Below are 23,874 nucleotides of genomic sequence, written 5' to 3' on the forward strand. Positions count from 1 at the left end.
GCTAGGCCCGCCGGGTGCCGGTGCCGTAGGCGGCGTTCCAGGTCTTCAGCGCGCCGATTTCCATGGTGAGGCGTGAGGTTGCCCGCTCGAGCTGCCGGCTGCCGGAGACCTGGTGCACATCGAGCAAGGTACGGCGAAGTTGAGCCGAAAGGTCGCAAAGTGAGCTGACCTGCTCGCCGATGCTGCGGACCAGTTCCTCGCGCAGCGCCCTGTTCGGCTCCCTCTCCGCAAGCGCGAGACGCTCACAGAGCACCGCTTCAGCGCGGGTAAGGTCATCGGCGGTCGCAGCGAGGTCTCCGGTGGAAGATCCCTGGGCAATGGCTGCCGCAACCGAGCGGCGCGTAGCGTCGGTAGAGCGCTCGAGCTGGAGCCGAAGCCGGGCAAGCTCCCGTGCCGATGCATCCATGGACAATGACCGGAGCCGGCTGGAGCCGCGCTCGATCCGGCGGCGGAGGATCCCGGAGCGGCGGACGCGGCGCACAATCAGCCAGGTACCGGTTGCAGCGCCGATGGCGAGGACTCCCAGAACGGCTCCCCCAAAGAGGAGAAGCTGGAGGACACCTTCCAGCAGGACTTCCGTGGCGTCAGCGAACTCTGAATCAGGCATGTATACAAGTGTGCCGTGGAATTGGATGTTGCGCCATGTTGAGAGCATCAGAGCCGGTCATCGCGCTGAGTCGCCGCGCCAGATCATGAGAGCCTGGCTGCGCGGACGCGGTCGCTGTCCCCTGGCGAGGGTGACGACGTCGCCGGCAAGCCCGGCCGCGAAGACGCGGCTGGTTTCCGACTTCCGGCGCTGAGCCAGCTCTTCCGTGAGTTCGCTGACCCGGTGCTGGAGCGCCATCACCTGATTTTCCAGCTCGAGAATGCGGCGGATGCCCTCGAGCGAAACGCCCTCCTGGGACAGCCGCTGAACCTCCCGCAGGACGTTGACGTCACGCTGCGAGTAGCGGCGCGCGCGCCCGGGTGCCCTGCTGGGAGTTACCAAACCCAGGCGATCGTACTGGCGCAGCGTCTGGGGATGCATGTCCGCCAGCTCCGCTGCGACGGAGATGACATAGATCGGCATGTTGATGTCGACTGCCATGGTCTCGCTCCCCTTTCGCTGGCTAAATTTTCCGCACCTTAGAGCCGTGCCTTTTCGGCAAGGTTGTTGCGAGGATCCGCATCCTTGGTGGCGTTGGCGAACGCCTCCACAGCGGCTGCGGCGTCCTTGTTCAGATTCTGCGGCACGACAACGTCAATCGTCACGAGGAGATCGCCCGTCGCCTTCGACGTCTTCACTCCGCGGCCTTTGACGCGCAGGGTCCTGCCGGAGGGTGTGCCCGCGGGGACCCTGACGGTAACCTTCTCGCCGTCCAGGGTAGGCACCTCCACCTGGGCTCCGAGCGCGGCTTCGGGGAAGGTGACCGGCACGTGTACCCGGATGTTGTCGCCGTCGCGCTGGAAGAAGGAGTGCGGCTTCACATTCACGGTCACCATGAGGTCTCCGTTCCCTGCAGCCCCTGGCTGGCCCTTACCGCGCACACGCACTTTCTGCCCGTCGCGGATGCCGGCGGGGACTCGAACGTCGATGACTTCGCCAGAGGGTTCACGCAGGCCGATGGTTGTGCCGCGGATGGACCCCGCGAAGGAAATGGAGGTGCTGGCCGTCCGGTCTGCGCCCTTGCGGGTCGGCGCCTGGTAACCCGGGAACCCGCCCCCGGATGAATAACCGCCTCCACCGCCGAAGAGGTCAGCGAACTCCGGTGGCAGGTTGCTGCCGCCGCCGAAACCTCCGCTGCGCTGGCGCCCCGCGGACTGTCCGAAGAGGTTCCCGAAGACGTCGTCAAAGCCGGCGCCCCCGGCTGGCCCGCCCGGCCCGCCGGCGGTGAACCGTGCCCCGCTTCCCATCGCCCGGATCGCGTCATACTGCTGGCGTTCCTCAGGGTCGGACAACACTGAATAGGCCTCGGAGATGTCCTTGAACATCTTGTCGGAGCCGCCCGTGCTCTGGTTCTGGTCCGGGTGGTGCTTGCGTGCGAGCTTCCGGTAAGCCTTTTTGATGTCGGCGTCGGAGGCGTCCTTGGGTACGCCGAGGATCTTGTAGAAGTCCTTGTCGACCCAATCCTGACTAGCCATCTGACCCCTCCCTTCTATAAATGTTAAGTTGCCTGTTCGTGGAAGCCTTGCCGCCATCCCCTCCGAGGAAGGGGGCTTTAATATTCCGAGGGCCGCCAGGCCCGTGGGAATTTCGTTGCCCCCGTTCGGAGGGGAAGGACGCGCTCACCTACTCAGGAACAGCCACAATCACCTGGGCGGCACGCAGAACGCGATCATTCTTCTTGTAGCCGACGCGGAGGATCTGGCTGACGCTGTCGAACTGCACGTCGGCACTGGGCTGCTGGATGAGGGCTTCGTGGATGTTCGGGTCGAACTCCACTCCGGTCTCATCGATGCGGGACAGGCCGTAGGTCTTCAGCGCGTTCTCCAGCTTGGTGGAGATTGCCGCGAACGGCCCTTCCGCGAGGTCGCCGTGCTGCCGGGCGGCATCGATGTCATCGAGAACCGGCATCAGCGAATTCAATACGCCGATGACCGCCATGTCCCGTGCAACGTCCCGGTCCCGCTCCACCCGCTTGCGGTAATTGACGTACTCCGCCTGCAGGCGCAGAAGGTCATTCCGCAGCTCAGCTTCGACCTCGGTGGAAGCGGCAGGGATCTCCTCGCCGCCGCCGGCCTCGTTGAGGATGGCTTCCGCCTGGGCCAAAGCATCCTGACCGTCGGCCGGGCCGTCCGTTGGGGCTTCGGACTCCTGGCCGGCACCCGCTGAGGGCGCCGAACCAGTGTCCTCCGCACCGGCTGTGTCGCCGGCATCCTGCTGCCCACGGACCTGGCCGGTTTCCGGGTCGATCTTCCGGTTATCCCGGAAGCTGACCGGCTCCTGGTGCTCTTCTTCGTTTCCGTGGTGAGGCATGGCTACTTCTTCTCGTCTTCGTCGACAACCTCGGCGTCGACAATGTCTTCATCGTCAGCCTTGGTGCCGTCTTCGCTCGGCTCACCGCTCGGAGCAGCACCGGGACCGGTGGCGCCTTCCTGCTGCGCCTGGGCGTAGATCGCTTCGCCCAGCTTGCTCTGCGATGCCTGGAGCTTCTCGAAGGCGGCCTTCACCTCGTCGTCATTGTCCTGGGACTCGAGGGCCTTCTTGAGGGCGTCGACGTCAGCCTGAACCTCGGTCTTGACCTCTTCCGGCAGCTTGTCGGAATTATCCGCAATGAGCTTGTCGGTTGAGTAAGCCAGCTGCTCGGCACCGTTGCGGGTGTCAGCTGCAGCGCGGCGCTGCTTGTCTTCGGCTGCGTGCTCCTCGGCGTCACGGACCATGCGGTCGATGTCTTCCTTGGAGAGCGAAGAACCACCCGTGATGGTCATCGACTGCTCGGTGCCGGTGCCCTTGTCCTTGGCAGACACGTGCACAATGCCGTTGGCATCGATGTCGAAGGTCACTTCGACCTGCGGTACACCGCGCGGCGCAGGGGCGATGCCAGTGAGCTCGAAGGTACCCAGCGGCTTGTTATCGCGGGTGAACTCGCGCTCGCCCTGGAAAACCTGGATGGCCACGGACGGCTGATTGTCATCCGCGGTGGTGAAGGTTTCGCTTCGCTTGGTGGGGATGGCCGTGTTGCGCTCAATCAGGTGCGTCATCACGCCGCCCTTGGTCTCAATGCCGAGGGACAACGGGGTGACGTCAATGAGGAGAACGTCCTTGCGCTCGCCCTTCAGTACACCGGCCTGAAGTGCTGCACCGACGGCAACGACCTCGTCCGGGTTGACGCCCTTGTTGGGCTCCTTGCCGCCGGCGAGTTCCTTGACCAGTTCGGACACGGCGGGCATACGGGTGGAACCGCCGACAAGCACGATGTGATCGATGTCGGCAACCTTGATGCCGGCTTCCTTGATGACGTCGTTGAACGGCTTCTTGGTGCGGTCCAGCAGGTCCTTGGTGAGGTCCTGGAACTTCGCACGGCTCAGGTGCTCGTCCAGGTGAACCGGGCCGTCAGGGGTGACGGACAGGTACTGCAGGGAGATGTTTGTTGAGCTGGCCGAGGACAGTTCCTTCTTGGCCTGCTCAGCAGCTTCCTTCAGACGCTGCAGTGCGATCTTGTCCTTGGACAGGTCTGCACCCTTCGCCTTTGCCTGCGCGAGGAGGAAGTCAACAACGCGCTGATCCCAGTCATCGCCGCCGAGACGGTTGTCACCGGAGGTTGCGCGCACCTGAATAGTGGAGAAGTCATCCTCGTCCTTGCCGACTTCGAGGAGCGAGACGTCAAACGTACCGCCACCGAGGTCGAATACCAGGATGAGCTCATCTTCCTTGCCCTTGTCCAAACCGTAGGCGAGGGCAGCGGCGGTGGGCTCGTTGACGATGCGCAGGACGTTGAGGCCTGCAATCTCGCCGGCTTCCTTGGTTGCCTGGCGCTCGGCGTCATTGAAGTACGCCGGAACGGTGACGACGGCGTCGGTTACCTTCTCACCCAGGTAGCTTTCGGCGTCGGTCTTCAGCTTCTGAAGGATACGCGCGGAGATTTCCTGCGGCGTGTAGGTCTTGTCATCAACCTGCTTGGTCCAGTCGGTTCCCATGTGGCGCTTGACGGAAGCGATGGTGCGGTCAATGTTGTTGACTGCCTGGCGCTTGGCGATCTCGCCGACCAGGACCTCGCCGCTCTTCGAGAAAGCAACGGTGGACGGAGTGGTGCGTGCACCCTCCGCATTGGCGATAACGGTGGGCTCGCCACCTTCGAGTACGGAGACAACGGAGTTGGTGGTTCCGAGGTCAATACCTACTGCACGTGACATGCGTATTCCTTTCGACGAGCCGGCAGCCTGGTGGCCGTCGGTCAAAGTTGTCGGGTTCCGCTCAAATTGAGCGTTCTGCACTCAACTGTACTCGGCCTCGTTTATGTGTCAAACCAGACTTGAGTCGGGCACGCTCAACGTCATACCTAAGCACGACGACGACGCACGCTACCTCCCGGAAACGGAGCGCTTCTGGTGCGGTTCCGCTTGCAGAGAACAGGGCAAGGGACTTTTCCACATACGCCGGCTTCCGCTCCCTTGAACCACGGCAGCTACCTAAATTGGGGTCATGATTCTTCAGGGTGGATTCGACATCAAAGAGCTGGCCCTTCCGCACATGTTTAGGGACGGCAGACTCACCGATGCCCTAGTTCTGGTAACTGCAAACCGCGATCTTGAGCTCCAAGGGATCTATGTGGTGTCCGAGGAGATGGACGGCTCGCTGACGCCCCATCTCAGCACAATCTGCGACATCATTGAGCCGAGCAAAGACGCGTTCTGCGGCATTGTCCATGCCGGCAGAACAGGACCGGTTCCTGATCTCAACTACATCGAGGAAGCTGAAGAGCTCGATGGACTGCTCGAAGAAGTGGGGGTGCGTCTCATCAGTCACATCTACGTTGCTAGGGAGACCTGGTCGGGTGTTCGCGGAATGAGCTACTTCGACATGTACTCGAATGAGTACGAGTTTCCGCCAACCATGAATTCTTGGAGCAGGTCGGCCGAGGAATCGATCCCGGCTTCAACTGACCGATCTGAAACCTGACTCCTTCACTGAAAGGTTGTCTGGGTGGATTCCATTGCCCAGCCCAACAATTTATGCCCGATGCGCCGACTCCTTGTGATACCGGTGCCCACCGCCAGCGTCGCTGGAAGATGCCGCCCCGCCGTCGTGCTGTGCCAGCTTCGAGGGCCACCAGATCTTCGGCCCGATGTCATACGCCAATGCAGGAACCAACAGCGAGCGCACAATCACGGTGTCGAGCAGCACACCAAACGCCACGATGAACGCAATCTGCGCAAGGAACAGGATGGGAATGACGCCCAGCGCCGCAAACGTCGCGGCCAGTACAACACCCGCGGAGGTGATGACGCCGCCTGTAACGCCCAGCCCGCGAAGGATTCCCGGCCGGGTACCGATGCGCAGCGATTCCTCCCGCACTCGGGTCATCAGGAAGATGTTGTAGTCAACGCCGAGGGCCACCAGGAAAACGAAACCGAATAGCGGCACTGAGGCGTCCGCACCATCGAACCCGAGCAGGTTATTGAACACCAGGGCTGAGACGCCGAGGGCCGTCGCGTAGGACAACACCACCGAGCCGATGAGCAGCAGCGGTGCCAGAACAGATCGCAGTAGCAGCATGAGGATCACAAGGATCACCACCAGGACAATCGGGATGATCTTCGTTAGGTCGGCCTGGGCGGTCACGTTGGTGTCCAGGGCCACCGCGGTCACCCCACCCACGAGCACTTCAGGGCTCACTGCATCCAGGTCGGTACGCAACTGCTTGACCAGTTCTTCTGCTTCCGCAGAGTCAGCCTGGTAATCAAGCGTGGCCCTCACCAGCACGTTGCCGTCGCGTACGACGACGGTGCCCGCTTCATCAGTGACAGCACTTGCCTCAGCGACGCCCTCCTGCCCCTCAAGGACCTCGAGCACGCCATCCCCCTGTCCTTCGGGGGCGATGAAAGTGACCGGACTTCCAGCGCCGGCATTGAAGTGGCGCGCCAGCGCGTCCTGGCCATCCACCGCGTTGGAGGGAGCCAAAATCAGCGACGATTGCGGTACTCCCGAGGCCTGCAATTGGAGCAGCCCCAGCGAACCCGCAACAAGCACGAGCAGCGACACAATCCAGACGGGCCGGGATGCACGGGAAATCAGTCGGCCTACCCGCTTCCAGATGCCGCGTAGTCCTTCGAGACCGTTGACGTTGCGCCCGTGAACTCCGGCCGCATGGGTGCCGGCCTTGGGTCGAAGGGGCCAGAACGCGCTTCGGCCGAACAGCAGGAGGAACGCAGGCAGCAGGGTCAGTGCGGCCAGCAGGGAAAAGACGATGCCGATGGCTGCAATGGGCCCAAGGCTACGGTTCGAGTTGAGGTCGGAAAACAGAAGGCACAGCAACGCGAGAATCACAGTCGCGCCGGAGGCGATAATCGGCTCCACCGAGGCCCGGTAGGCAACCTTCATGGCATCCCACTTCGAACTGAACTCGGTGAGCGCCTCGCGGTAACGGGCAACCAGCAGAAGCGCATAATCTGTCGCCGCACCAATTACCAGGATGGACAGGATCCCCTGACTCTGCCCGCTCAGCTCGATCCAGCCCCACAGGGCAAAGGCGTAGACCAGCAGGATCGAGGTAGCGAGCGCAAAGACCGAGGTGAAGAGCACCAGGAACGGCAGGATGAGTGCGCGGTAGACAGCGAGCAGGATCACGAACACCGCCGCCAGCGCAACCGCGAGAAGGATGCCGTCAATTCCGCCGAATGCACTCACCAAGTCGGCCGTGAAGCCTGCCGGGCCAGTGACATAGCCTTCGGTGCCCGCAGGCAGCTCCGCCTCAAGCACCTCGCGCAGTTCGATGACCACCTCACCCAGCTCGGCGTCGTCGGACACTGAGGCGATGTACTGGACGGCAAGGCCGTCCTCCGAGGGAATGGGTCCGGTGACCGTCGGCTGCCCTTCGGCGGCGGCCTCCAGCCCAGGCACCTCAGTCAGCTGGGTGGCGAGGTCCTCGTACTGCGCGAGTTCCTGTGTAGGAATTTCAGTCTCCGACTCCACGACAATGACGGCGGGCACAGCCGTCGACTCGGTGAACGCCTCCTGCAGCTCGCCCGCCTCCGTCGATTCGGCGTTGGCCGGGAGGAATGATGCCTGGTCATTGCTGGAAACCTCCTCCAGCTTCCCGAACGTGGGCCCGCCGAAGCCCGCCCCGATGAACCACAGCACCACGATGAATGCCGGGAAAAACACCCGGACCCACTTCTTGTTGAACATGCCAACCCTTTCTGGATTATCTCTTCTACCTACTATATCCATGATGGAGATAATTGGCAGTATCCTACTCTGGAGGTAACAAGGAGGAAGATGGCCGACGCACTACGGGAACTGCTGGCCCTGCTTCAGCAATTCACCGTCGAAACAGACCGCTACGTCGACACCATCAGTGTGCGCGATGCGCTGCACCGGACTGACCTGAATGCACTCGGGATCATGATGGGAGCTGCGCGCACGGGTGTCACGGTGACGCCCGGGATGCTCCGCCAGGCACTGAACCTCAGTTCCCCGGCAACGACTGCGCTCATCGACCGGCTGGATGAAGCAGGGCAGGTTCGCCGCTCGCGGAGTTCGGTTGACCGCCGGCAGGTCCACCTTGAGATGACGGAGAAGGCGTTCGAAACCGGATCGCGGTTATTCATCCCCCTCGCACGTGAGGTGGAACAGGCGCTCTCCGGGTTCACACCGGAAGAACTCGAGTTGTTCGGCAGCATGATGCGCAAGGTCACCGACGCCACCGTGCACGCGCGTCAGCAGGCAGTAGAGGACCCGCCGGAGTAATCTGTCGACCATGAGCGATGATGTCTACTCCCACGGTCATCACTCCAGCGTGACCAGCGCCCATGCCGCGCGGCGGGCATCTGATTCCGCCGGATACCTGTTGGAACATTTTTCCTCCGGGATGGACCTGCTCGACATCGGCTGCGGCCCCGGAAGCATCACCGCAGATTTCGCAGCCCTGTTGGATCCGGGACTGGTGATCGGCATGGATCGGTCGGAGGATGTGATTGCACTGGCTGCGCAGACCTACGCCGGCGTGGAGAACCTGTCCTTCCGCACGGGCAACGTGTATGACCTCGACCTTGAAGACGAGTCCGTCGACGTCGTCCACGCACACCAGGTGCTGCAGCACCTCACCGACCCGGTGGCCGCCCTGCGCGAGATGCACCGTGTCACCCGCCCCGGAGGCGTCATCGCCGTCCGCGACGCCGACTTTCACGCAATGGCCTGGTACCCGCCCGTTCCCGAACTGGATGAATGGATGGAGACTTACCAGCAGCTCGCCCGCAGTAACAAGGCAGAGCCCGACGCCGGTCGGCACCTCCTTGCCTGGGCGCACGAGGCGGGCCTGGCGGAGGTGGAGGCATCGTCGTCGAACTGGTTGTACGCGACGGAGGAGCGCCGCCGCTGGCATGCGGAGACGTGGGCGGAGCGGGTGCTCAGCTCCGGCTTCGCCGAGCAGACGCTTGAACGCGGCCTGGCTGACCGCGGCACCCTGGAGCGCCTGGCCGCCGGGTGGCGCCGCTGGGGCGAATCGCCGGACGGCTGGTTCCTCATCCCCTGCGGAGAGCTCATTATCCGGGTGTGAAGTTATAGGGTGAGGCGATGATGAGCCGGTCCCCGTCAACTGATCCTGAACAGTTCGACGTCGTGGTGGTGGGCGGCGGACATAACGGGCTGGTCGCCGCTGCGTACCTCGCCCGCGCCGGCAGGTCCGTGGTGATCCTTGAGCGGCAGGATCAGGTGGGCGGCGCGGCGGTCTCCGCCGAAGCATTTCCCGGCACAGGCGCGCGGCTTTCCCGTTACTCCTACCTGGTGAGCCTCCTTCCGCGGCAGATCATCGAAAACCTTGGCCTCGACCTCCAACTGGTACGACGGCGGTACTCCTCCTATACGCCGCTGCCCGGCTCTGAGGTCGGGCTGCTGATCGACAACGGGGACGACGAGGCGACCCGCGCAAGCTTTGAACGCGTCGGCGCCGGACACGACGCCGGCGGTTTCTCTTCGTTCTACCGGAGCACCGCACTGCTCGGAGAGAAGCTGTGGCCCACCGTGACGCGGCCGCTCCTGCGCCGGGCTGAGGCACGGGCGCTGGTTGGCGACGACGCGGTGTGGGAAGACTTCATCGAGCGGCCGGTCGGCGAGGTGATTGAACGACATGTGACGAACGATCTGGTGCGCGGCGTGCTGTTGACCGACGGATTGATCAGCACCTTTGCCCGGGCCCACGACGAGGACCTGCAGCAGAACAAGTGCCTTCTGTACCACGTCATCGGTGGCGGCACCGGCGACTGGGATGTACCTGTCGGCGGGATGGGCGCCGTTTCGGGAGCACTGGAGCGGGCGGCCCGGGAAGCGGGCGTGGTGATTCGAACGGGAGCGGAAGTTACCGCTGTGGCATCTACAGTCGGTGGAACACCGGTCGTGCATTACAGCGCAGGCGGTGGTCCTTCGCAGGTGAGCGGGGAGTTTGTGCTCGCGAATGTCACGCCGGCCGTTCTGGCCCGGCTGATGGTTGGGCCGGACGCGGCCGGTTCCGCACCGTCGTCGCAATCTACCGCCGAGGGCGCACAGGTGAAGGTGAATCTGCTGCTTTCCCGGCTTCCGCAGCTTAAGGATTCCCAGATGAGCCCGGAGCAGGTGTTCGGCGGGACGTTCCATATCAACGAGACGTACTCGCAACTGGAACAGGCCTATGCTGCGGCATCCTCCGGCCGTATCCCCGACCCGTTGCCGATCGAAATCTACTGCCACTCACTGGCGGACCCGTCAATCCTGTCGCCGGAACTGCGCGCAGCCGGCGCCCATACACTGACGGTCTTTTCACTGCAGACTCCGCATCGGTTGGTGGCGGACGGCGACCACGACGCCCACCGGGCTGCGCTGCAACGGGCTGTACTGGCATCATTGAACAGTGTGCTGGCGGAGCCGATCGAGGACTGCATTCTCACCGGACCGTCGGGTGAACCCTGCATCGAAACCAAAACCACCCTCGACCTTGAAGAAGCACTGGGCCTGACAGGCGGAAACATCTTCCACGGGCCGCTGTCGTGGCCCTTCGCGGACGACGACGACCCGCTGGACACACCGGCCCGGCGGTGGGGCGTTGCAACAGATCACCCGCGCATCCTGTTGTGCGGTGCCGGATCGCGGCGCGGCGGCGGTGTGAGCGGCCTCGGCGGGCACAGCGCCGCAATGGCACTGCTTGAAGAGGATTAGCAGGAAGTACGGCACGCCCCGTGCGCCTGCCACGCTTCACTACCTACGATTGATCCATGTACAGGATCGTTACTGTCTGCACCGGCAACATCTGCCGCTCCCCCATGGCCGAGATCATGTTGAACCGCGCTTTTGAGGAGGCCGGGTTGGCGGATGACGTCGTGGTGGATTCCGCGGGGACCACCGGATGGGAGACCGGCAACCCGATCGACGAGCGGGCGGCCGCCAAGCTCACGGAGCTCGGGTTGGTCAGCGACGCCCACCGTGCCCGGCAGTTCGACCCCACCTGGTACGCCGAACGCGACCTCATCCTCGCGCTCGATGTGGACCACTACGAGGACCTCCGACTGGAAGCGCCGGACGGCGAAAGTCGAAGCCGGGTCCGCATGCTTCGCGAATTCGATCCCTCCACAGCCGGAACTCCCGTTTCCGAGCTGGGCATCTACGACCCGTGGTACGGCGACCGCGCAGACTTCGAGGCCACCTGGCAGATGGTCAACGACGCAGTGCCGGGCATTGTCCAGTACGTACTTGAGGAGCTGGCGAGGGGTCACGCTGCCCGCTGAGTGCGGGCTACAGCACTACTCCTGCAATGGAGAAATCGTTGAAGGTTTTCCACATACCGTCAGGACTCAGGCAGCAGGCACACCGGCATTTGTACTGTTGCGTCATGACCGCATTCGAAGGCTATGAGCATTGGGCTGAACCCTACACGGCAGAGGTTGACCAAGTAGACTTGGTCAACATGGGCCAGTACAACGTTCAAGAGGCTAAAACCCGACTATCTGAGCTGCTTCACATGGTGGAGAAGGGCGACGAAGTTGTACTTGCCCGCGGCGGACGTCCGGTGGCAAAGCTCGTCAAAATGGAACGGCCGCTGAAGCGAACACTGGGTTTCCTGGGTCCGCTCGAAGTGCCAGACGAAGCCTTCGAGCCGATGAACCGAGAGGAGCTGGCCGAGTGGGAACAACCTCTTACCTGATCGATTCCCAGGCTCTGCTCTACGCGATGGTGAGTCCACGCTCACTCTCGACCAAGGCCCGCAAGATCATCAGCAGCATGGATGAGACCCTGTATGCCTCAGCGGCAACGGCCTATGAGCTGGCGTACAAATTTCGGAAGGGCAAACTTCCCGGGTTGGAGAAAGTCTTCGTCGGGTATGAGCACCATGTCCGCCGGGTGGCCCCACTGACCGTTTCGATCACGTCGGAGCACGCCCTTACCGCTGCATCCCTGGACTGGCAGCATGCCGATCCATTCGACCGGCTTATCGCAGCGCAAGCGCTCATCGAGGGCGCAACAGTGATCACCAGCGATACCGCGATGCATGATTACGAGCCACTCAGTACCCTCTGGTAGTTTCCGCGCTGCGTGCAGCGGGCAGCTGGCCACAGTTGGCCCCTAAGATTAACCAGTGACCCTTTCGATTTGGCTGGCGCTGGTCGGCGCCCAGGCACTCATCAGCTTCACCCCGGGTGCCGGCGCCGTGAACACCATGAGCAACTCGCTCACCGTCGGCTTCCGGCGCTCCATGTGGGGCATCCTCGGCCAGCAGTTGGCACTGCTGGTTCACATCGCCGTCGTCGCCGCAGGGGTTGGTCTCCTGGTCGCCGGGTCTCCACTGGCGTTCAGCATCATCCGCTACGCGGGTGCCGCCTACCTGGTGTACCTCGGTATCCGGAAGTTTCTTGAGCCCCTGGTTCCGGCCGATCAGGCCGCCACGCTTCATGCCGAAGGTGCCGCCTCGATGTTCCGCCGCGGTCTCTGGGTGAATCTGCTCAATCCCAAAGCGATCGTGTTCTTCCTGGCGTTCGTTCCACAGTTCATCCGGCCCGAGCAGGAGCTCCTGGGCCAGTACGGTGTGCTGGCGGGCACCGTCGTCGTCATTGATGTGCTGGTGATGTGGCTGTTCTTCGCCGCCGCGGCGCGCTCGTTCAGCCGGTTCACCAGCGGGCCGCGCGGACAGCGCCTCCTCAACCGCATCTTCGGCACGCTGTTCGTGGCCGTAGGTGCGCTGCTGGCGTTTGCCTGACGTATGGCACCCAAGGCCGCCAACGCCGTCGTTCCGCTGATCATTGCCGTGGACGGCCGCTCCGGGGCGGGCAAAACCACGCTCGCCGTGGAGCTTGCCGCGCTGCTGCGCGAACACCACACGGTCAGCCTGTTCCACCTCGAGGACATCTACCCTGGGTGGGAGGGCCTCGCCGACGGCATGGAACGGTACGTCCGCACGGTGTTGACCCCGCTTGCGTCCGGACGGCCGGCACAGTGGACGGCGTGGGACTGGACCGCGAACGACGACGGCGACACCCGGCTCACGCAGCCCGCGGACATTGTGGTGGTCGAGGGGGTGGGTGCGGCCTGCGCAGCTGCGCGGAAACTGCTGGATGTGGTGGTCTGGATCGAGGCCGACGACAACCTCCGCAGAACCAGCGCCCTGACGCGCGACGGCGACACCTATGCGCCGTTCTGGCAACGCTGGTCGGATCAGGAGGAGCGGTGGCTCGCCGCTGACAGTCCGGTGCCGCACGCCGATCTGCTGGTGCAGGGCCACCGCGGCAACGCCGTTCCGGACCAGCTTCGTCGGGCCCTGACTGGGTTGCCGCAGTGCGAATCGCTCATGTCGATGGAGCGTGCGGCGCGGCGCGGCCTCACCCTGCAGGTCGAGCTGGTGGACGCTTTCCCGGAGGCCGCCGCAGTTTTCCGCGAGCTCTACGCCGGTTCCGGCTGCGCTGCCTGGCTGGACAGCTCCGCCGCTGAAGACCCGGAGGGCCGCAGCCGTTTCTCAATCCTCGCCGACGACGGCGGCCGGTTCGGTCAGACAGTCCGGCACGCCGAAGGCAGAACCCTGGTCACCGGCGGAGCGGTCACTGCGCGCGTCTCCGGACCGTTTTTCCGCTGGCTCGACGGCGTGTGGGGCCGACGCGCCGTCCGGTCGCCTGCGGATTATCCCGGCCCGTTTGCCCTTGGCTGGCTCGGCTATCTCGGCTACAGACTGCAACGCGAAACCGGCGGTCGCCCGGGGCAGGGCGGCGACGTCCCGCCAGCGGAGATGCCCGGACAGGTACCGGATGCCTCGCTCCTCTTCGCCGGCCGCGCCGTCGTCCTTGATCACCTGGAACAGCGCACCCACCTGCTGACGCTGCATGACGGCTCACGTGATCCGGAAGCCGACGCATGGCTGGACCGGGCGCGCGGCGTCGTGCTTTCCGGTGGTTCGCCTGCGGCACCGGGCCCGGTGCCGGCCCCGCGCTTCACTGTGCGGGATACCCGCGAGGAGTATCTGGCGAAGATCCGCGCAGCCAAGGCGGAGATTACGGACGGCAATTCGTACGAGGTGTGCCTCACCACCGCTCTCACAGCCGCCGCGGAAGCACCGCTGGAACCGTTGGACGTCTACCTCTCGCTCCGCGCCGCCAACCCGGCCCCCTTCGCGCACTACTTCGCGTTCCCCGGGTTTGCTGTCGCGAGCACCTCGCCCGAGCGGTTCCTTCGATTGGATCCGGCCGGCAGGATGCGTGCTGAACCCATCAAGGGGACCCGGCGCCGCTCCGCTGACCTAGAGGAGGATGCCGCCCTCAAGGCCGACCTGCGCACCAGCACCAAGGACCGCGCAGAGAACATCATGATCGTGGACCTGCTCCGCAACGACCTCTCCCACCTCGCAATTCCAGGCAGCGTGACCGTGAGCCGGCTCTGCGACATTGAAACCTACGCAACCGTTCACCAGATGGTGAGCACAATCGACGCCCGCCTTCGCCCCGGCTCGTCGCGTGCGGAAGCAGTAGCCGCCGCCTTCCCCGCCGGTTCGATGACGGGCGCACCGAAGATCAGCACCATGGCCATTCTCAACCGCCTCGAAGGTGCCCCGCGCGGGGTTTATTCGGGTGCGGCAGGGTACTTCTCGCTGGATGGGGCGGCGGATCTCGCCGTCGTCATCCGCACGCTTGTGCTGGAGGACGACGACGGCGGCACCCGCCTCACGCTCGGGGTGGGCGGTGCGATCACCGCTGATTCCGACCCCGCCGAGGAGTGGGAAGAGGTGCGGACGAAGGCATTCGGAGTCTTATCAGCCCTCGGCACAGCGTTCCCTGACTGATCCGCATATTGACCGGGCGGAAATAACGATTCCCCGCGTGCAGGAGCGTCATTTCCGCCCTCTCGATTAGTTGGAGCGGGCGCTCACAAGGGCTTCCGTCCTCCCGGATGGGTGTGCAAGCATGGCTTCCATGAGCACCGAAAGTGAGAGCGCCCGCGACAGGCCTGACGGCAACGCACCGGAGACAGACCCCTCCAGCGATCCCGCTGTCCTGCAGCGGCGCCGGGAGGCCGAAGGAAAGCTCGAGCAGTTCCAGCAAGATGCCCGGGAAGAAGCGAAGAAGGAGAACGGTCATGACTAGCTCCACCGATGAGAACACCCCTAACCTGGACGACGTACAGGAACCGGACAACGAGTTTCTCCCGAACCGCATTTACCAGGGCCATGCGGGAGAACCTGAGCGTCTCGATGATGACGCCCTGGCCGCGGCAACGGAGCAGGAGCGCGTTGACGCCGGGCTCATCGACTACGCCCCCGACCAGGTTCCCGACGCCACCGATCCCCTGCCACCGGAAGCTTCTGATGAAGCCGACTTCGCACAGCGCGGGCTGAACGAGGAGACAAGTTCGGATTCCTGAACTTCGGATTCCCGAACACGGCGGCCGCCGGTCGCTTACGCTTGGCGCATGACTGTTCTGGTGTTCCTCGATTCCGCCTTTCCCGACGGCAGAATCGCTGACGCGACGCAGCCGCAGCTCAGGGTTACAGACACCGGGATCACTCGGGGCGACGGCATCTTCGAGACCATGCTTGCTGTCGGTGGCACCCCCCGGAAACTGCAGGCACACCTTGCCCGGCTGGCTACTTCCGCCGAAGCACTGGAACTTGACGTTCCGGCGTCGGAGGTCTGGGAGCGCGCCATTTCCACTGCACTGAAGCAGGCCGACGACGACGGCGAACTTGTGGTCAAGCTCGTCGCCACCCGGGGGGAAGAAGGAGCCGGCGCCACGGCCTGGGTTCTGGTATCGCCCTTGCCGGAGGGGCTGCGCGGACAACGGCTTTCGGTCCTCCTGCTCGACCGCGGTTACGACAGCACCGTTGCCCAGCGCGCGCCCTGGCTGCTGATGGGCGCCAAGACCCTCTCTTATGCGGTGAACATGGCCGCCGTCCGCTACGCGCGCTCGCAGGGTGCCAACGACGTCATTTTCACCTCCTCCGACGGCAAGGTCCTTGAGGGCCCGACGTCGACCGTGCTGATCGCCCGGGTCATCGACGGCGCCAAGCACCTCATCACGCCGCAGCTGGAGAGCGGGATCCTGCCGGGCACCTCGCAGGGCGCGCTGTTCACGGCCGCGCGTGAGGCCGGCTGGGAACTCGGCTACGGCCCGCTGGTGCCCGGGGACCTCTTTTCGTCCGACGGCGTCTGGCTCATTTCGAGCGTCCGCCTGCTCGCTGAGGTGGAGTCCATCGACCGGAAGCCGGTGAAGGTAACACCAGAGCTGACCGCGGAACTGGGTGCCCTCGTGGAGTCTGTGTCCTGAGCCCTAGGCGTTACCGCACGTTACGGGCGAGCGTGGCAGAGACGCCGCCGCCGGTGCTACGTTCGACCGGGAGTAACGAGCGCCAGCGCCAAGCCCTGACTTGCTGGCCGGCAACCCTCTTTCACGGCGGGGTGCCTCAGGTGACTACTCGGCACACCGATCAGGATCGACGATCACCAGCGTGCACAGCGTGAGGAGACACAGTGGCACAACAATCGACCCCGCATTCCCAGACACATTCCCGGCCGGCCAACGGTTACGCCGGCGACATCACGCCCCGCCAAGCGGTGGAGCGCGTCAGCAAGGGCGCCGTACTCGTGGACGTCCGCACAATAGAGGAGTGGCGGGGAGTCGGCGTCCCGGACCTCACCGACGCCGGCACAGTGCCGCTCTTCCTGGAGTGGAACCGGTCTGACGGCACCCGCAACATCTCCTTCCTCAACCAGTTGAAGGGCCTCAAGGGCCGCGAGCTGCTTTTCCTGTGCCGCTCAGGTGTCCGCTCAGTGGCAGCTGCACAGAACGCGACCTCTGCGGGTCACACCGCCTACAACGTGCTGCACGGCTTCGAGGCCGACGGCGGGTGGCGTTCCAGCGGACTGGCCACCACCGTCCATAACGAGGCTTCCGCGCCTACCGAATCCGCTGCAGAAGCCGACACCGAAGCCGGGGCTGGAGACCCCCAGCCGGCAGAAGGGCGACGCCCGTGAGTGAGTCCACTCCGTCGTCGTTCTCGCCGGCAACGGGCCGTGAGCCCATCGCAGGCAACGGAGGCTACCCACGGATCCAGCGCACGGATGACGACGTCGCCGCGTGGTCACCCGATACCCTCGCCGTCCGCGGCGGGCTGGCCCGGTCAAACTTCGAAGAAACGTCCGAGGCCCTTTTCCTGAACTCGGGCTTTGTGTACTCCTCTGCTGCGGCGGCAGAGGCAGCGTTCACCGGGGAGGTGGACCGGTTTGTCTACTCCCGCTACGGCAACCCCACGGTCGCTATGTTCCAGGAACGCCTCCGCCTGCTCGAGGGAGCGGAGGCCTGCTTCGCCACCGCCAGCGGAATGTCCGCCGTCTTCACCGCGCTTGGTGCACTGCTCGCGGCCGGAGACCGGGTTGTTGCCTCCCGCAGCCTGTTCGGCTCATGCTTTGTCATCCTGAACGAGATCCTGCCGCGCTGGGGCGTTGAGACCGTCTTCGTTGACGGCTGGGATCTGAGCCAGTGGGAGGAAGCTCTCAGCGTTCCGACCACCGCGGTGTTCTTCGAGTCGCCGTCCAATCCCATGCAGGAAATTGTTGATATCCGGGCGGTCGTCGAACTCGGTCATGCCGCCGGCGCGCAGGTCGTCGTCGACAATGTCTTTGCCACACCGCTGCTGCAGCGGTGTACGGATCTGGGTGCCGACGTCGTCGTCTATTCCGGAACCAAACATATGGATGGCCAGGGCAGGGTCCTGGGCGGCGCAGTCCTCGGGCGGAAGGAATTCATCGAGGGGCCGGTGAAGACGCTCATGCGACACACCGGACCAGCGCTGTCCTCGTTCAACGCGTGGACCCTCCTCAAGGGGCTGGAAACGCTCTCGCTGCGGGTCAACCACTCATCTTCCTCGGCGCTGACGCTGGCCCGCTGGCTCGAGGCCCAGCCGGCAGTGAACTGGGTTCGGTACCCCCTGCTCGAATCGCACCCGCAGTTTGATCTCGCTGCTGCCCAGATGACAGCCGGCGGCACGGTGGTGACGTTCGAACTCGACGCGCCCGAGGGCAAAGCGAAGGAGCGTGCTTTCGCACTGCTCGATGCGCTGAAGATCATCGACATCTCGAACAACCTGGGCGATTCAAAGACGCTCATCACCCACCCCGCAACCACCACCCACCGGGCTATGGGGCCCGACGGACGCAGAGCCATCGGCTTGTCCGACGGCGTTGTCCGGCTCTCGGTCGGCCTCGAGGATGTCAGCGACCTGCAGGCAGACATGGGGAAGGCCCTCGCCGCCTCCTGAAGCTGGGATTCCCCTGTGAGTTCTCCAGTGCATTGAACCATCCGGGGTAGTCGCTGCGTCTTCCCAGCAGAGGGGTCGAGTGGCCGCTCCCATCCCCCGGATGTCCAGGGGGTGTTCACGGGAGGAATCAACATGAATAAAGCAATGCGCGTCCTGTTCGCCGTCATCGCCATCTGCCTGTTGGCGTTGACCGGCTGTGGTGGTTCCTCGACCGAGAGTGAGGACATCCCCGCAGGCGAGGAAACCGCGGCAGAAGCACCACCGAGCGAAGAACCGACCACGGAACCGACCACCGAAGCGCCCACCGAAGGGGCAACCACAGAGGCTTCTGCGGAACCGAGCGGCGAAGCTGCCGGCGGAACCGTTGGAACCCCGCTCGGTGTCGCTGAAACCGACCTCGGTGAGGTGGTTGTCGATGCCGAAGGCATGGTGGTCTACTACTTCACCAATGACGAAGCGAACTCCGGCGTGAGCGCCTGTGAAGGCGGCTGCCTTGAGGCCTGGCCGCCGGTGCTGAGCGACAGTGAGACCCCTGAAGTTGAGGGTGTCACCGGTGAGGTGGGCACCATCGAAACCCCCGACGGTGAACTGCAGGTGACCATCAACGGCATGCCGATCTACTACTTCGCCGAGGACGAAGCCCCGGGTGACACCAACGGCCAGGGCGTGAACGAGGTGTGGTACGTCGTCGCACCTGACGGCACGATGATCCAGTAGTCAGCCCCCGTCCGGGACCGCGTCCTGGGCAAGCAGCGCATTCTTCAGCGAGCGCAAGGCGTAGTGCAGGCGCGATTTCACGGTGCCCTCCGGAATGGAGAGGGCCCGTGAAATCTCGGCCACGGTTTCACCGCGGAAGTAGAAGTGGAGCACCACATCACGGTGTTCGGGCGAGAGCCCGTTCAGCGCATCCGTGAGCAGCCAGGACGTGAGAAGCTGCTCGACCTCGTCATCGGAAGGAGTATCCGGAACCTCGTCCACATCGAGCTCGTGGCGGCGGAAGCCGCTGCGGAACGAGTCAACGAGGATGTTCCGGGCCACCACAAAAAGCCAGGCGCGGATTTCAAGCTCACTGCGACCGTGCATGACCGGATGCTCCCAGGCGCGCAGCAGGGTCAGCTGGACCACCTCGTCGGCCAGGAAGGCGTCCGACGTCAGGCGGCGGACAAATCTCCGTAGCGGGCGGAGGTGATTGTCCCGGATGAGGCTGAGCCAGTCAGGCTGTCCATCGGCCATGCTCTTCATGATGCACCTGAAGCCGTCTCAACAACAGGGGCGGCTAGGTGAGGATGAAGTTCCAGGTGCCTGTAAGGACCGCTGCGGTGACGGCGAGCGCCGCAATCAGCACGCCCGCCAGGGCGACGACGACGTCGACACCGCTGAAGGTGCTCGCCCGCGCCCAGGTGCGTGGACCAGCGCCGAACCCGCGTGCCTCCATGGCCACAGCCAGCCGGGTTGCCCTGCGGATGGCCTGGACCATGAGCCCGAAAGCCTGCCCGAGGAAGTTGCCGAAGCGCGCTGCCGGGTTCCCCTCATGCCCGACACCGCGTGCGTGCCGGGCGAGACCGAGCGTCCGCCACTCATCGAGCAGCAACCCAACCAGTCGCATTCCGGCGAGCGCTCCGAGCACAAATCTGTGCGGCATCTTCAGCCGCTGCGCGAGTGCGTCGGCGAGATCCGTCGGGTCGGTGCTGCTGAGGAGGAAAAGACCGGGAAGCGCGATTGCGAGCCCGCGCAGCCCGATGGCCAGGCCGGCACCGACCGATCCCTCGGTGAACAGCAACGGCCCCCATTCGAAGAGAACCCGTCCGGTCTTCTCGGCCAGCAGGGCGGTGCCGTACGCGGCGATCAGCGCAGCGACGACAAACGGCCACGCCCTCAGGAACAGCCGCCGGATACTGATTCCGAGCAACGGGAGCAGCAGCAGTTCACCGCCAAGTACGACGCCGGCGCTCACCCAGTCCACGCTGAGCATCACCACCACCGAAATCACCACCGCGGCAAAAAGCTTGGAGAGCGGGTTGGCCCTCGGAAGCAGGCGGCCGGTGATCTCCGGATTCAGGACATCGACGCTCACGCCACCGCCTCCACCGAGGCGGACGCTCCATCCACGGCTACCACCCGGCTCCCCAGCGCCGACGTGTACTCCCGGTCGTGGGTCACCGATACCACGCAGGCACCGCCGTTGATGAGATCGGCCAGCAGGGTCACCAGTTCAGCCCAAGTGTTGGCGTCCTGGCCGAAGGTCGGCTCGTCGAGGATCAGAATGTCCGGGTTGGTGGCCAGCATCGTCGCAACCGACAGCCGCCGCTTCTCGCCTCCGGAAAGCGTGAAAGGGTTCGCCTTCAGTAGCCCGGTGAGCCGGAGCCGCTCCGCTATCGGATCTATCCGCCGTCGAATTTCTTCCTCACTATGCCGGGCCACCCGGCGGGGGCCGAACTCCAGTTCCTCGAGCACTGTGTTGGTCAGAAACTGGTGCTCAGGCTCCTGGAAGACGGTACCGATCCGGCTGACCAGCTGGGCCGACTTCCACCCAAACGGCTTTGCTCCGGCACCACGCGCCAGCGGCTCGAGGGCGTCGAGCGAACCGCTGCGGGGGCGCAGCAATCCTGCGAGGGTGAGCGCGAGGGTCGATTTTCCGGCTCCGTTCGGCCCGAGTACGCTGACCGCCTCTCCCCCGCGCAGGGTGAGGTCAACGCCGTCGAGCACTGCCGGTCCACGCTTGATGCGTGCAACCGCCAGGTTGGAAGCCCGCAACAGGTCCGTGCCGGAGGAAGTGCTGACGGCGCGCGTTTCCGGCCTGTGGCCGGGAACCCAGACGCCCTCCTCGATCAGCCTTGCCCTCGTGGCCCCACTGCGAAGCACCGCTGCCGGGTCACCATCGGCCAGGATGCCGCCGTCCGGGTCGAGTACCACAACCCGGTCCACCACGTCGGCCCAAACATCAACGCGGTGCTCCACCACCACCAGGGTGGCCGATGTCTGGTCGAGCACGCGGACTACCGCGTCCCTCACCTCGACCACCCCGTCGGGGTCCAGGTTTGCGGTCGGCTCGTCCAGGAGCAGCAGCCCCGGCTGCATAGCGAGGACCGCGGCGAGCGCCAGCCGCTGCTTCTGACCGCCGGAGAGCGCCGTCGTGGGATGGCTCAGCGGGACATCCAGTCCGACGCCGTCGAGCGCCTGCTGCACCCGCGGCCAGATATCCATACGCGGCACGGCAAGATTCTCCGCGCCGAATGCCACCTCGTCGCCGACCCGCGCCAGCACCAGCTGGGTATCGGGATCCTGGAGGACCAAGCCGGAGCGGCCGCGCGCAGCAGCCGGGCTGACGCCGTCGACGATGAGTTCGCCGGCCTGTTCGCCCTCGTCATGGCCGCCGAGCACTCCCGCAAGCCCATGCAGGAGGGTGGATTTGCCGGCACCGGATGCACCGAGGAGCAGAACGCGTTCGCCGGCCTCCACAATCAGGTCGAGATCACGGACCGCCCACCGCGACCGTCCGGGGTGCCGCCAGCCCCAGCCCCGGGCGGTGACTGATACCGGGTTGGGCGACGCCATGGAGCTCACGCTAAACGTCGGCCGTGCGGCCGGCGGCGAAGGCTGAGAGCGCGCCGGTCTTTGCGAGCCCGCGGGTAGCGAGCCAGGACAGCAGTCCGGCCAGTACCACACCGGAGATCGCGGCGAAGACGCCGTAGACCAGCTTGTGATCGAGCGTCCACGCAACGTTGTACATGATGTTCTCGCTGATCGCGAGGGCGAGGCCGGCGCCCAGTCCGGCCAGCAGTGCCACGCCGAGGTTCCAGCGTTTGTAGAGAAATAGTGCGAACACCAGCTCAGCGCCGAGGCCTTGGATCAGGCCGGAGACGAGGACAAGGATCCCGAACTGGGTGCCGAGCAGCGCTGACACAGCCGCCGCCAGCACCTCACAGTAGATCGCAGCGCCGGGCTTGCGGATGATCAGCCCGCCCAGCACGCCCGCGATCAGCCAGCCACCGGTGTACAGGCCCGCCAGCGGCGGGTAGGCAAGGGTCAGTGCGCTGATGCCGCTGTAGCCCAGCGACCAGGCGAAAAAGATGACGCCCACGGCCACCGCAATAACGGAGGCGACCACAATATCGACGACGCGCCATTCGTAACGGCGACGGGATGTGGAAGGTGTAGGGCTGTGTGTTGCAGTCATGGGTTGATCCTCCTGGGTGCAGGAGGGGAAGGCCGAGCGGCATGAAGCCGATCGCCCCGAGAACTCGACTCCCTTCGCCGGTACTAGCCGGATCAGGTTCGAGGGTCTGCGGTGGTCCGCACTCTCAGCGCCCACCACCTGCGTGGCTGCGCTCCCCTGTCGTTGTTTTGAGCGATACCAACTCTACACCCGGAAAGCCTCGTCGATCAGGAAGGTCAGTCGTCCATCGACCTCCTCCATTGATTGCCGCTATAACGCTAGGCTGGGATCAAAACCAAGCCGACTGAAGGAGGCACCATGAATCTGATCTTCAAACTGATGGGCGTGGGACTGGGTATCGGAGCGGGCCTCGTGAGCACGCAGCTCGTTGACTTCATCTGGAAGCGGGTCACCGGCAACGAACCGCCGAAGGACAAGGAAGGCCTCGAGAACAGCCTGCGCTCGGCGCTGGCCTTCGCCGTTATCTCCGGTTCGGTCAGCACTACAATCCGCGTGCTCACCAACCGCACTACCCAGCGCGCCATCCACCGCTACGAGCGCACCCGTCACATCACCTAGGCCTACGCAGGTTGGCGTTCGCGTGGGCGCTGGCTGCGCGGGGGCACCATTTGCCGCATAGTCGGCGCCGTCTGCGCGGGTTCCGGCTGTGGATAAGTGGTGGTTCGCTGGTCCTCCACATTGGCGGGGTTCGATGGTTTTTCGTATACGTGTTCGATAAAATTTGGGTATGGCCGTCGCACTGCTCGAACACCCCGCCCAGGACACGTCCCTCCTGAGCGGTATGCGGTCGGACTTGTTGGCCTTTGTGCAGGAGCTCGAAGCGGGCTACCTCACACTGGGCGTCGAGGAAGTCGCGGCGGCCCTGGTCGAGGTCGAGCAACTCTCCAACGTCATCGACCATCTTCAAACCCTGGTTGCCCGTGCCGCCGAGGACCACCAACTGGCAACAACGGACACCCGCGACCCTTACAAGAACACCGCAGAGTACCTGCGCGCGAAAATTGGTATCAGCCGCACCGAGGCGAACCGTCGGTTACGGCTCGGACACGACGTTCTACCGGAGGTCCCCGGGCCGGGGGCCGCACTCGAGGCCCCGCTGACTGTCCTGGCCGAAGCCACCGCAGCCGGAGAGATCAGCAGCCGGGCCGCGACAATCATCCGTAATGCCGTGCACCGCATCTGCACCGTGGCAACCCGCCCACAGCTGGAGACCATGGAAGAGCACCTGGTCCGCCAGGCCATCGAATCCGACGAAGACGTCCTCCGGGTCCTGGCCCAACGCTGGGAAACCGTGATCGA

General features: G+C 64.6%; 27 protein-coding genes and 2 riboswitches. Of the genes, 17 read left to right on the forward strand and 10 right to left on the reverse strand.

The features are described 5' to 3' along the window. Window position 1: 1 nt before the first annotated feature. The 5 genes from Q0877_RS09800 to dnaK all read right to left on the reverse strand — a co-directional run bounded on the left by Q0877_RS09800 (window position 2) and on the right by dnaK (window position 4,833). Window positions 2-607: a hypothetical protein gene (locus tag Q0877_RS09800; RefSeq protein WP_299167306.1), complete on the reverse strand. Its 606-nt coding sequence runs from the start codon at window positions 605-607 to the stop codon at window positions 2-4. A gap of 57 nt (window positions 608-664) precedes the next feature. Continuing rightward, the gene (locus Q0877_RS09805) at window positions 665-1,087 is read right to left on the reverse strand and encodes a heat shock protein transcriptional repressor HspR (RefSeq protein ID WP_299167307.1); all 423 of its coding nucleotides are present in this window, start codon (window positions 1,085-1,087) and stop codon (window positions 665-667) included. A gap of 38 nt (window positions 1,088-1,125) precedes the next feature. Continuing rightward, on the reverse strand, window positions 1,126-2,121 hold the full coding sequence (locus Q0877_RS09810) for a DnaJ C-terminal domain-containing protein (RefSeq protein ID WP_299167309.1): 996 nt from the start codon (window positions 2,119-2,121) through the stop codon (window positions 1,126-1,128). Between the two features lie 148 nt (window positions 2,122-2,269). Beyond that, on the reverse strand, window positions 2,270-2,956 hold the full coding sequence (locus Q0877_RS09815; protein WP_299167310.1) for a nucleotide exchange factor GrpE: 687 nt from the start codon (window positions 2,954-2,956) through the stop codon (window positions 2,270-2,272). A gap of 2 nt (window positions 2,957-2,958) precedes the next feature. Further along, complete coding sequence (gene dnaK / locus Q0877_RS09820) at window positions 2,959-4,833, reverse strand: molecular chaperone DnaK (RefSeq protein ID WP_299167311.1); 1,875 nt, start codon at window positions 4,831-4,833, stop codon at window positions 2,959-2,961. Between the two features lie 289 nt (window positions 4,834-5,122). On the opposite strand from dnaK, the gene Q0877_RS09825 reads away from it, so the two are divergent. Further along, the gene (locus Q0877_RS09825; RefSeq protein WP_299167312.1) at window positions 5,123-5,599 is read left to right on the forward strand and encodes a hypothetical protein; all 477 of its coding nucleotides are present in this window, start codon (window positions 5,123-5,125) and stop codon (window positions 5,597-5,599) included. A gap of 51 nt (window positions 5,600-5,650) precedes the next feature. On the opposite strand, the gene Q0877_RS09830 is transcribed toward Q0877_RS09825, so the two are convergent. Then, window positions 5,651-7,828: an efflux RND transporter permease subunit gene (locus tag Q0877_RS09830; RefSeq protein ID WP_299167313.1), complete on the reverse strand. Its 2,178-nt coding sequence runs from the start codon at window positions 7,826-7,828 to the stop codon at window positions 5,651-5,653. A 90-nt stretch (window positions 7,829-7,918) separates the two neighbouring features. On the opposite strand from Q0877_RS09830, the gene Q0877_RS09835 reads away from it, so the two are divergent. The 14 genes from Q0877_RS09835 (at window position 7,919) to Q0877_RS09900 (ending at window position 19,115) form a co-directional block, all read left to right on the forward strand. After that, the gene (locus Q0877_RS09835) at window positions 7,919-8,389 is read left to right on the forward strand and encodes a MarR family transcriptional regulator (protein WP_299167314.1); all 471 of its coding nucleotides are present in this window, start codon (window positions 7,919-7,921) and stop codon (window positions 8,387-8,389) included. Window positions 8,390-8,399: 10 nt separating this feature from the next. Beyond that, window positions 8,400-9,197, forward strand: coding sequence for a methyltransferase domain-containing protein (locus tag Q0877_RS09840; RefSeq protein WP_299167315.1), 798 nt, complete (start codon window positions 8,400-8,402; stop codon window positions 9,195-9,197). A 20-nt stretch (window positions 9,198-9,217) separates the two neighbouring features. Further along, on the forward strand, window positions 9,218-10,828 hold the full coding sequence (locus Q0877_RS09845; protein WP_299167347.1) for an NAD(P)/FAD-dependent oxidoreductase: 1,611 nt from the start codon (window positions 9,218-9,220) through the stop codon (window positions 10,826-10,828). Between the two features lie 56 nt (window positions 10,829-10,884). After that, window positions 10,885-11,394, forward strand: a complete 510-nt coding sequence (locus tag Q0877_RS09850) for a low molecular weight protein-tyrosine-phosphatase (protein WP_299167316.1) — start codon at window positions 10,885-10,887, stop codon at window positions 11,392-11,394. 104 nt (window positions 11,395-11,498) lie between these two features. Next, on the forward strand, window positions 11,499-11,810 hold the full coding sequence (locus Q0877_RS09855; RefSeq protein WP_299167317.1) for a type II toxin-antitoxin system Phd/YefM family antitoxin: 312 nt from the start codon (window positions 11,499-11,501) through the stop codon (window positions 11,808-11,810). Further along, on the forward strand, window positions 11,789-12,187 hold the full coding sequence (locus tag Q0877_RS09860; protein WP_299167318.1) for a type II toxin-antitoxin system VapC family toxin: 399 nt from the start codon (window positions 11,789-11,791) through the stop codon (window positions 12,185-12,187). Before Q0877_RS09855 ends, Q0877_RS09860 begins: the two co-directional genes overlap by 22 nt. A 55-nt stretch (window positions 12,188-12,242) precedes the next feature. Further along, window positions 12,243-12,860 (forward strand): LysE family transporter, encoded by a 618-nt coding sequence (locus tag Q0877_RS09865; protein ID WP_299167319.1) that lies wholly within the window; start codon window positions 12,243-12,245, stop codon window positions 12,858-12,860. A 3-nt stretch (window positions 12,861-12,863) separates the two neighbouring features. Continuing rightward, a complete protein-coding gene (gene pabB / locus Q0877_RS09870; RefSeq protein WP_299167320.1) occupies window positions 12,864-14,927 on the forward strand; it encodes an aminodeoxychorismate synthase component I in 2,064 nt (687 codons plus the stop codon). A gap of 130 nt (window positions 14,928-15,057) precedes the next feature. Further along, window positions 15,058-15,228 carry a hypothetical protein gene (locus Q0877_RS09875; protein ID WP_299167321.1) on the forward strand — a complete coding sequence of 57 codons (171 nt, stop codon included), beginning with the start codon at window positions 15,058-15,060 and terminating at the stop codon, window positions 15,226-15,228. Further along, window positions 15,221-15,505: a hypothetical protein gene (locus tag Q0877_RS09880; RefSeq protein ID WP_299167322.1), complete on the forward strand. Its 285-nt coding sequence runs from the start codon at window positions 15,221-15,223 to the stop codon at window positions 15,503-15,505. Before Q0877_RS09875 ends, Q0877_RS09880 begins: the two co-directional genes overlap by 8 nt. Before the next feature lie 48 nt (window positions 15,506-15,553). After that, on the forward strand, window positions 15,554-16,408 hold the full coding sequence (locus tag Q0877_RS09885; RefSeq protein WP_299167323.1) for an aminodeoxychorismate lyase: 855 nt from the start codon (window positions 15,554-15,556) through the stop codon (window positions 16,406-16,408). A 71-nt stretch (window positions 16,409-16,479) separates the two neighbouring features. Further along, a riboswitch (SAM riboswitch) is annotated at window positions 16,480-16,594 on the forward strand. Window positions 16,595-16,611: 17 nt separating this feature from the next. Continuing rightward, on the forward strand, window positions 16,612-17,115 hold the full coding sequence (locus Q0877_RS09890) for a rhodanese-like domain-containing protein (RefSeq protein WP_299167324.1): 504 nt from the start codon (window positions 16,612-16,614) through the stop codon (window positions 17,113-17,115). Between the two features lie 74 nt (window positions 17,116-17,189). Beyond that, entirely contained in the window at window positions 17,190-18,398 is a 1,209-nt protein-coding gene (locus Q0877_RS09895) for an O-succinylhomoserine sulfhydrylase (protein WP_299167348.1), read from the forward strand. A gap of 132 nt (window positions 18,399-18,530) precedes the next feature. Further along, window positions 18,531-19,115, forward strand: coding sequence for a hypothetical protein (locus Q0877_RS09900; RefSeq protein ID WP_299167325.1), 585 nt, complete (start codon window positions 18,531-18,533; stop codon window positions 19,113-19,115). Here the strand turns inward: Q0877_RS09900 and Q0877_RS09905 are convergent, their stop codons facing one another. From Q0877_RS09905 to Q0877_RS09920, 4 genes are read right to left on the reverse strand one after another with little or no spacing between them, the layout of a single operon-like run. Further along, entirely contained in the window at window positions 19,116-19,640 is a 525-nt protein-coding gene (locus Q0877_RS09905; RefSeq protein WP_299167326.1) for a sigma-70 family RNA polymerase sigma factor, read from the reverse strand. Window positions 19,641-19,674: 34 nt separating this feature from the next. Beyond that, the gene (locus Q0877_RS09910) at window positions 19,675-20,472 is read right to left on the reverse strand and encodes an energy-coupling factor transporter transmembrane protein EcfT (protein WP_299167327.1); all 798 of its coding nucleotides are present in this window, start codon (window positions 20,470-20,472) and stop codon (window positions 19,675-19,677) included. Further along, entirely contained in the window at window positions 20,469-21,953 is a 1,485-nt protein-coding gene (locus tag Q0877_RS09915; protein ID WP_299167329.1) for an ABC transporter ATP-binding protein, read from the reverse strand. The genes Q0877_RS09910 and Q0877_RS09915 overlap by 4 nt, the downstream gene beginning before the upstream one ends. 10 nt (window positions 21,954-21,963) lie before the next feature. Beyond that, window positions 21,964-22,575 (reverse strand): ECF transporter S component, encoded by a 612-nt coding sequence (locus Q0877_RS09920; protein WP_299167330.1) that lies wholly within the window; start codon window positions 22,573-22,575, stop codon window positions 21,964-21,966. Window positions 22,576-22,627: 52 nt separating this feature from the next. Next, a riboswitch (TPP riboswitch) is annotated at window positions 22,628-22,743 on the reverse strand. Window positions 22,744-22,872: 129 nt separating this feature from the next. Here Q0877_RS09920 and Q0877_RS09925 point away from each other — a divergent pair. Next, on the forward strand, window positions 22,873-23,133 hold the full coding sequence (locus Q0877_RS09925) for a DUF4235 domain-containing protein (protein WP_299167331.1): 261 nt from the start codon (window positions 22,873-22,875) through the stop codon (window positions 23,131-23,133). A 169-nt stretch (window positions 23,134-23,302) separates the two neighbouring features. Then, window positions 23,303-23,874, forward strand: a 572-nt coding sequence (locus tag Q0877_RS09930; RefSeq protein WP_299167332.1) for a DUF222 domain-containing protein, incomplete at its 3' end; no start/stop codon positions are given.

Source organism: uncultured Arthrobacter sp. (genome assembly GCF_947495145.1).
Taxonomy (GTDB): Bacteria; Actinomycetota; Actinomycetes; order Actinomycetales; family Micrococcaceae; genus Arthrobacter_D.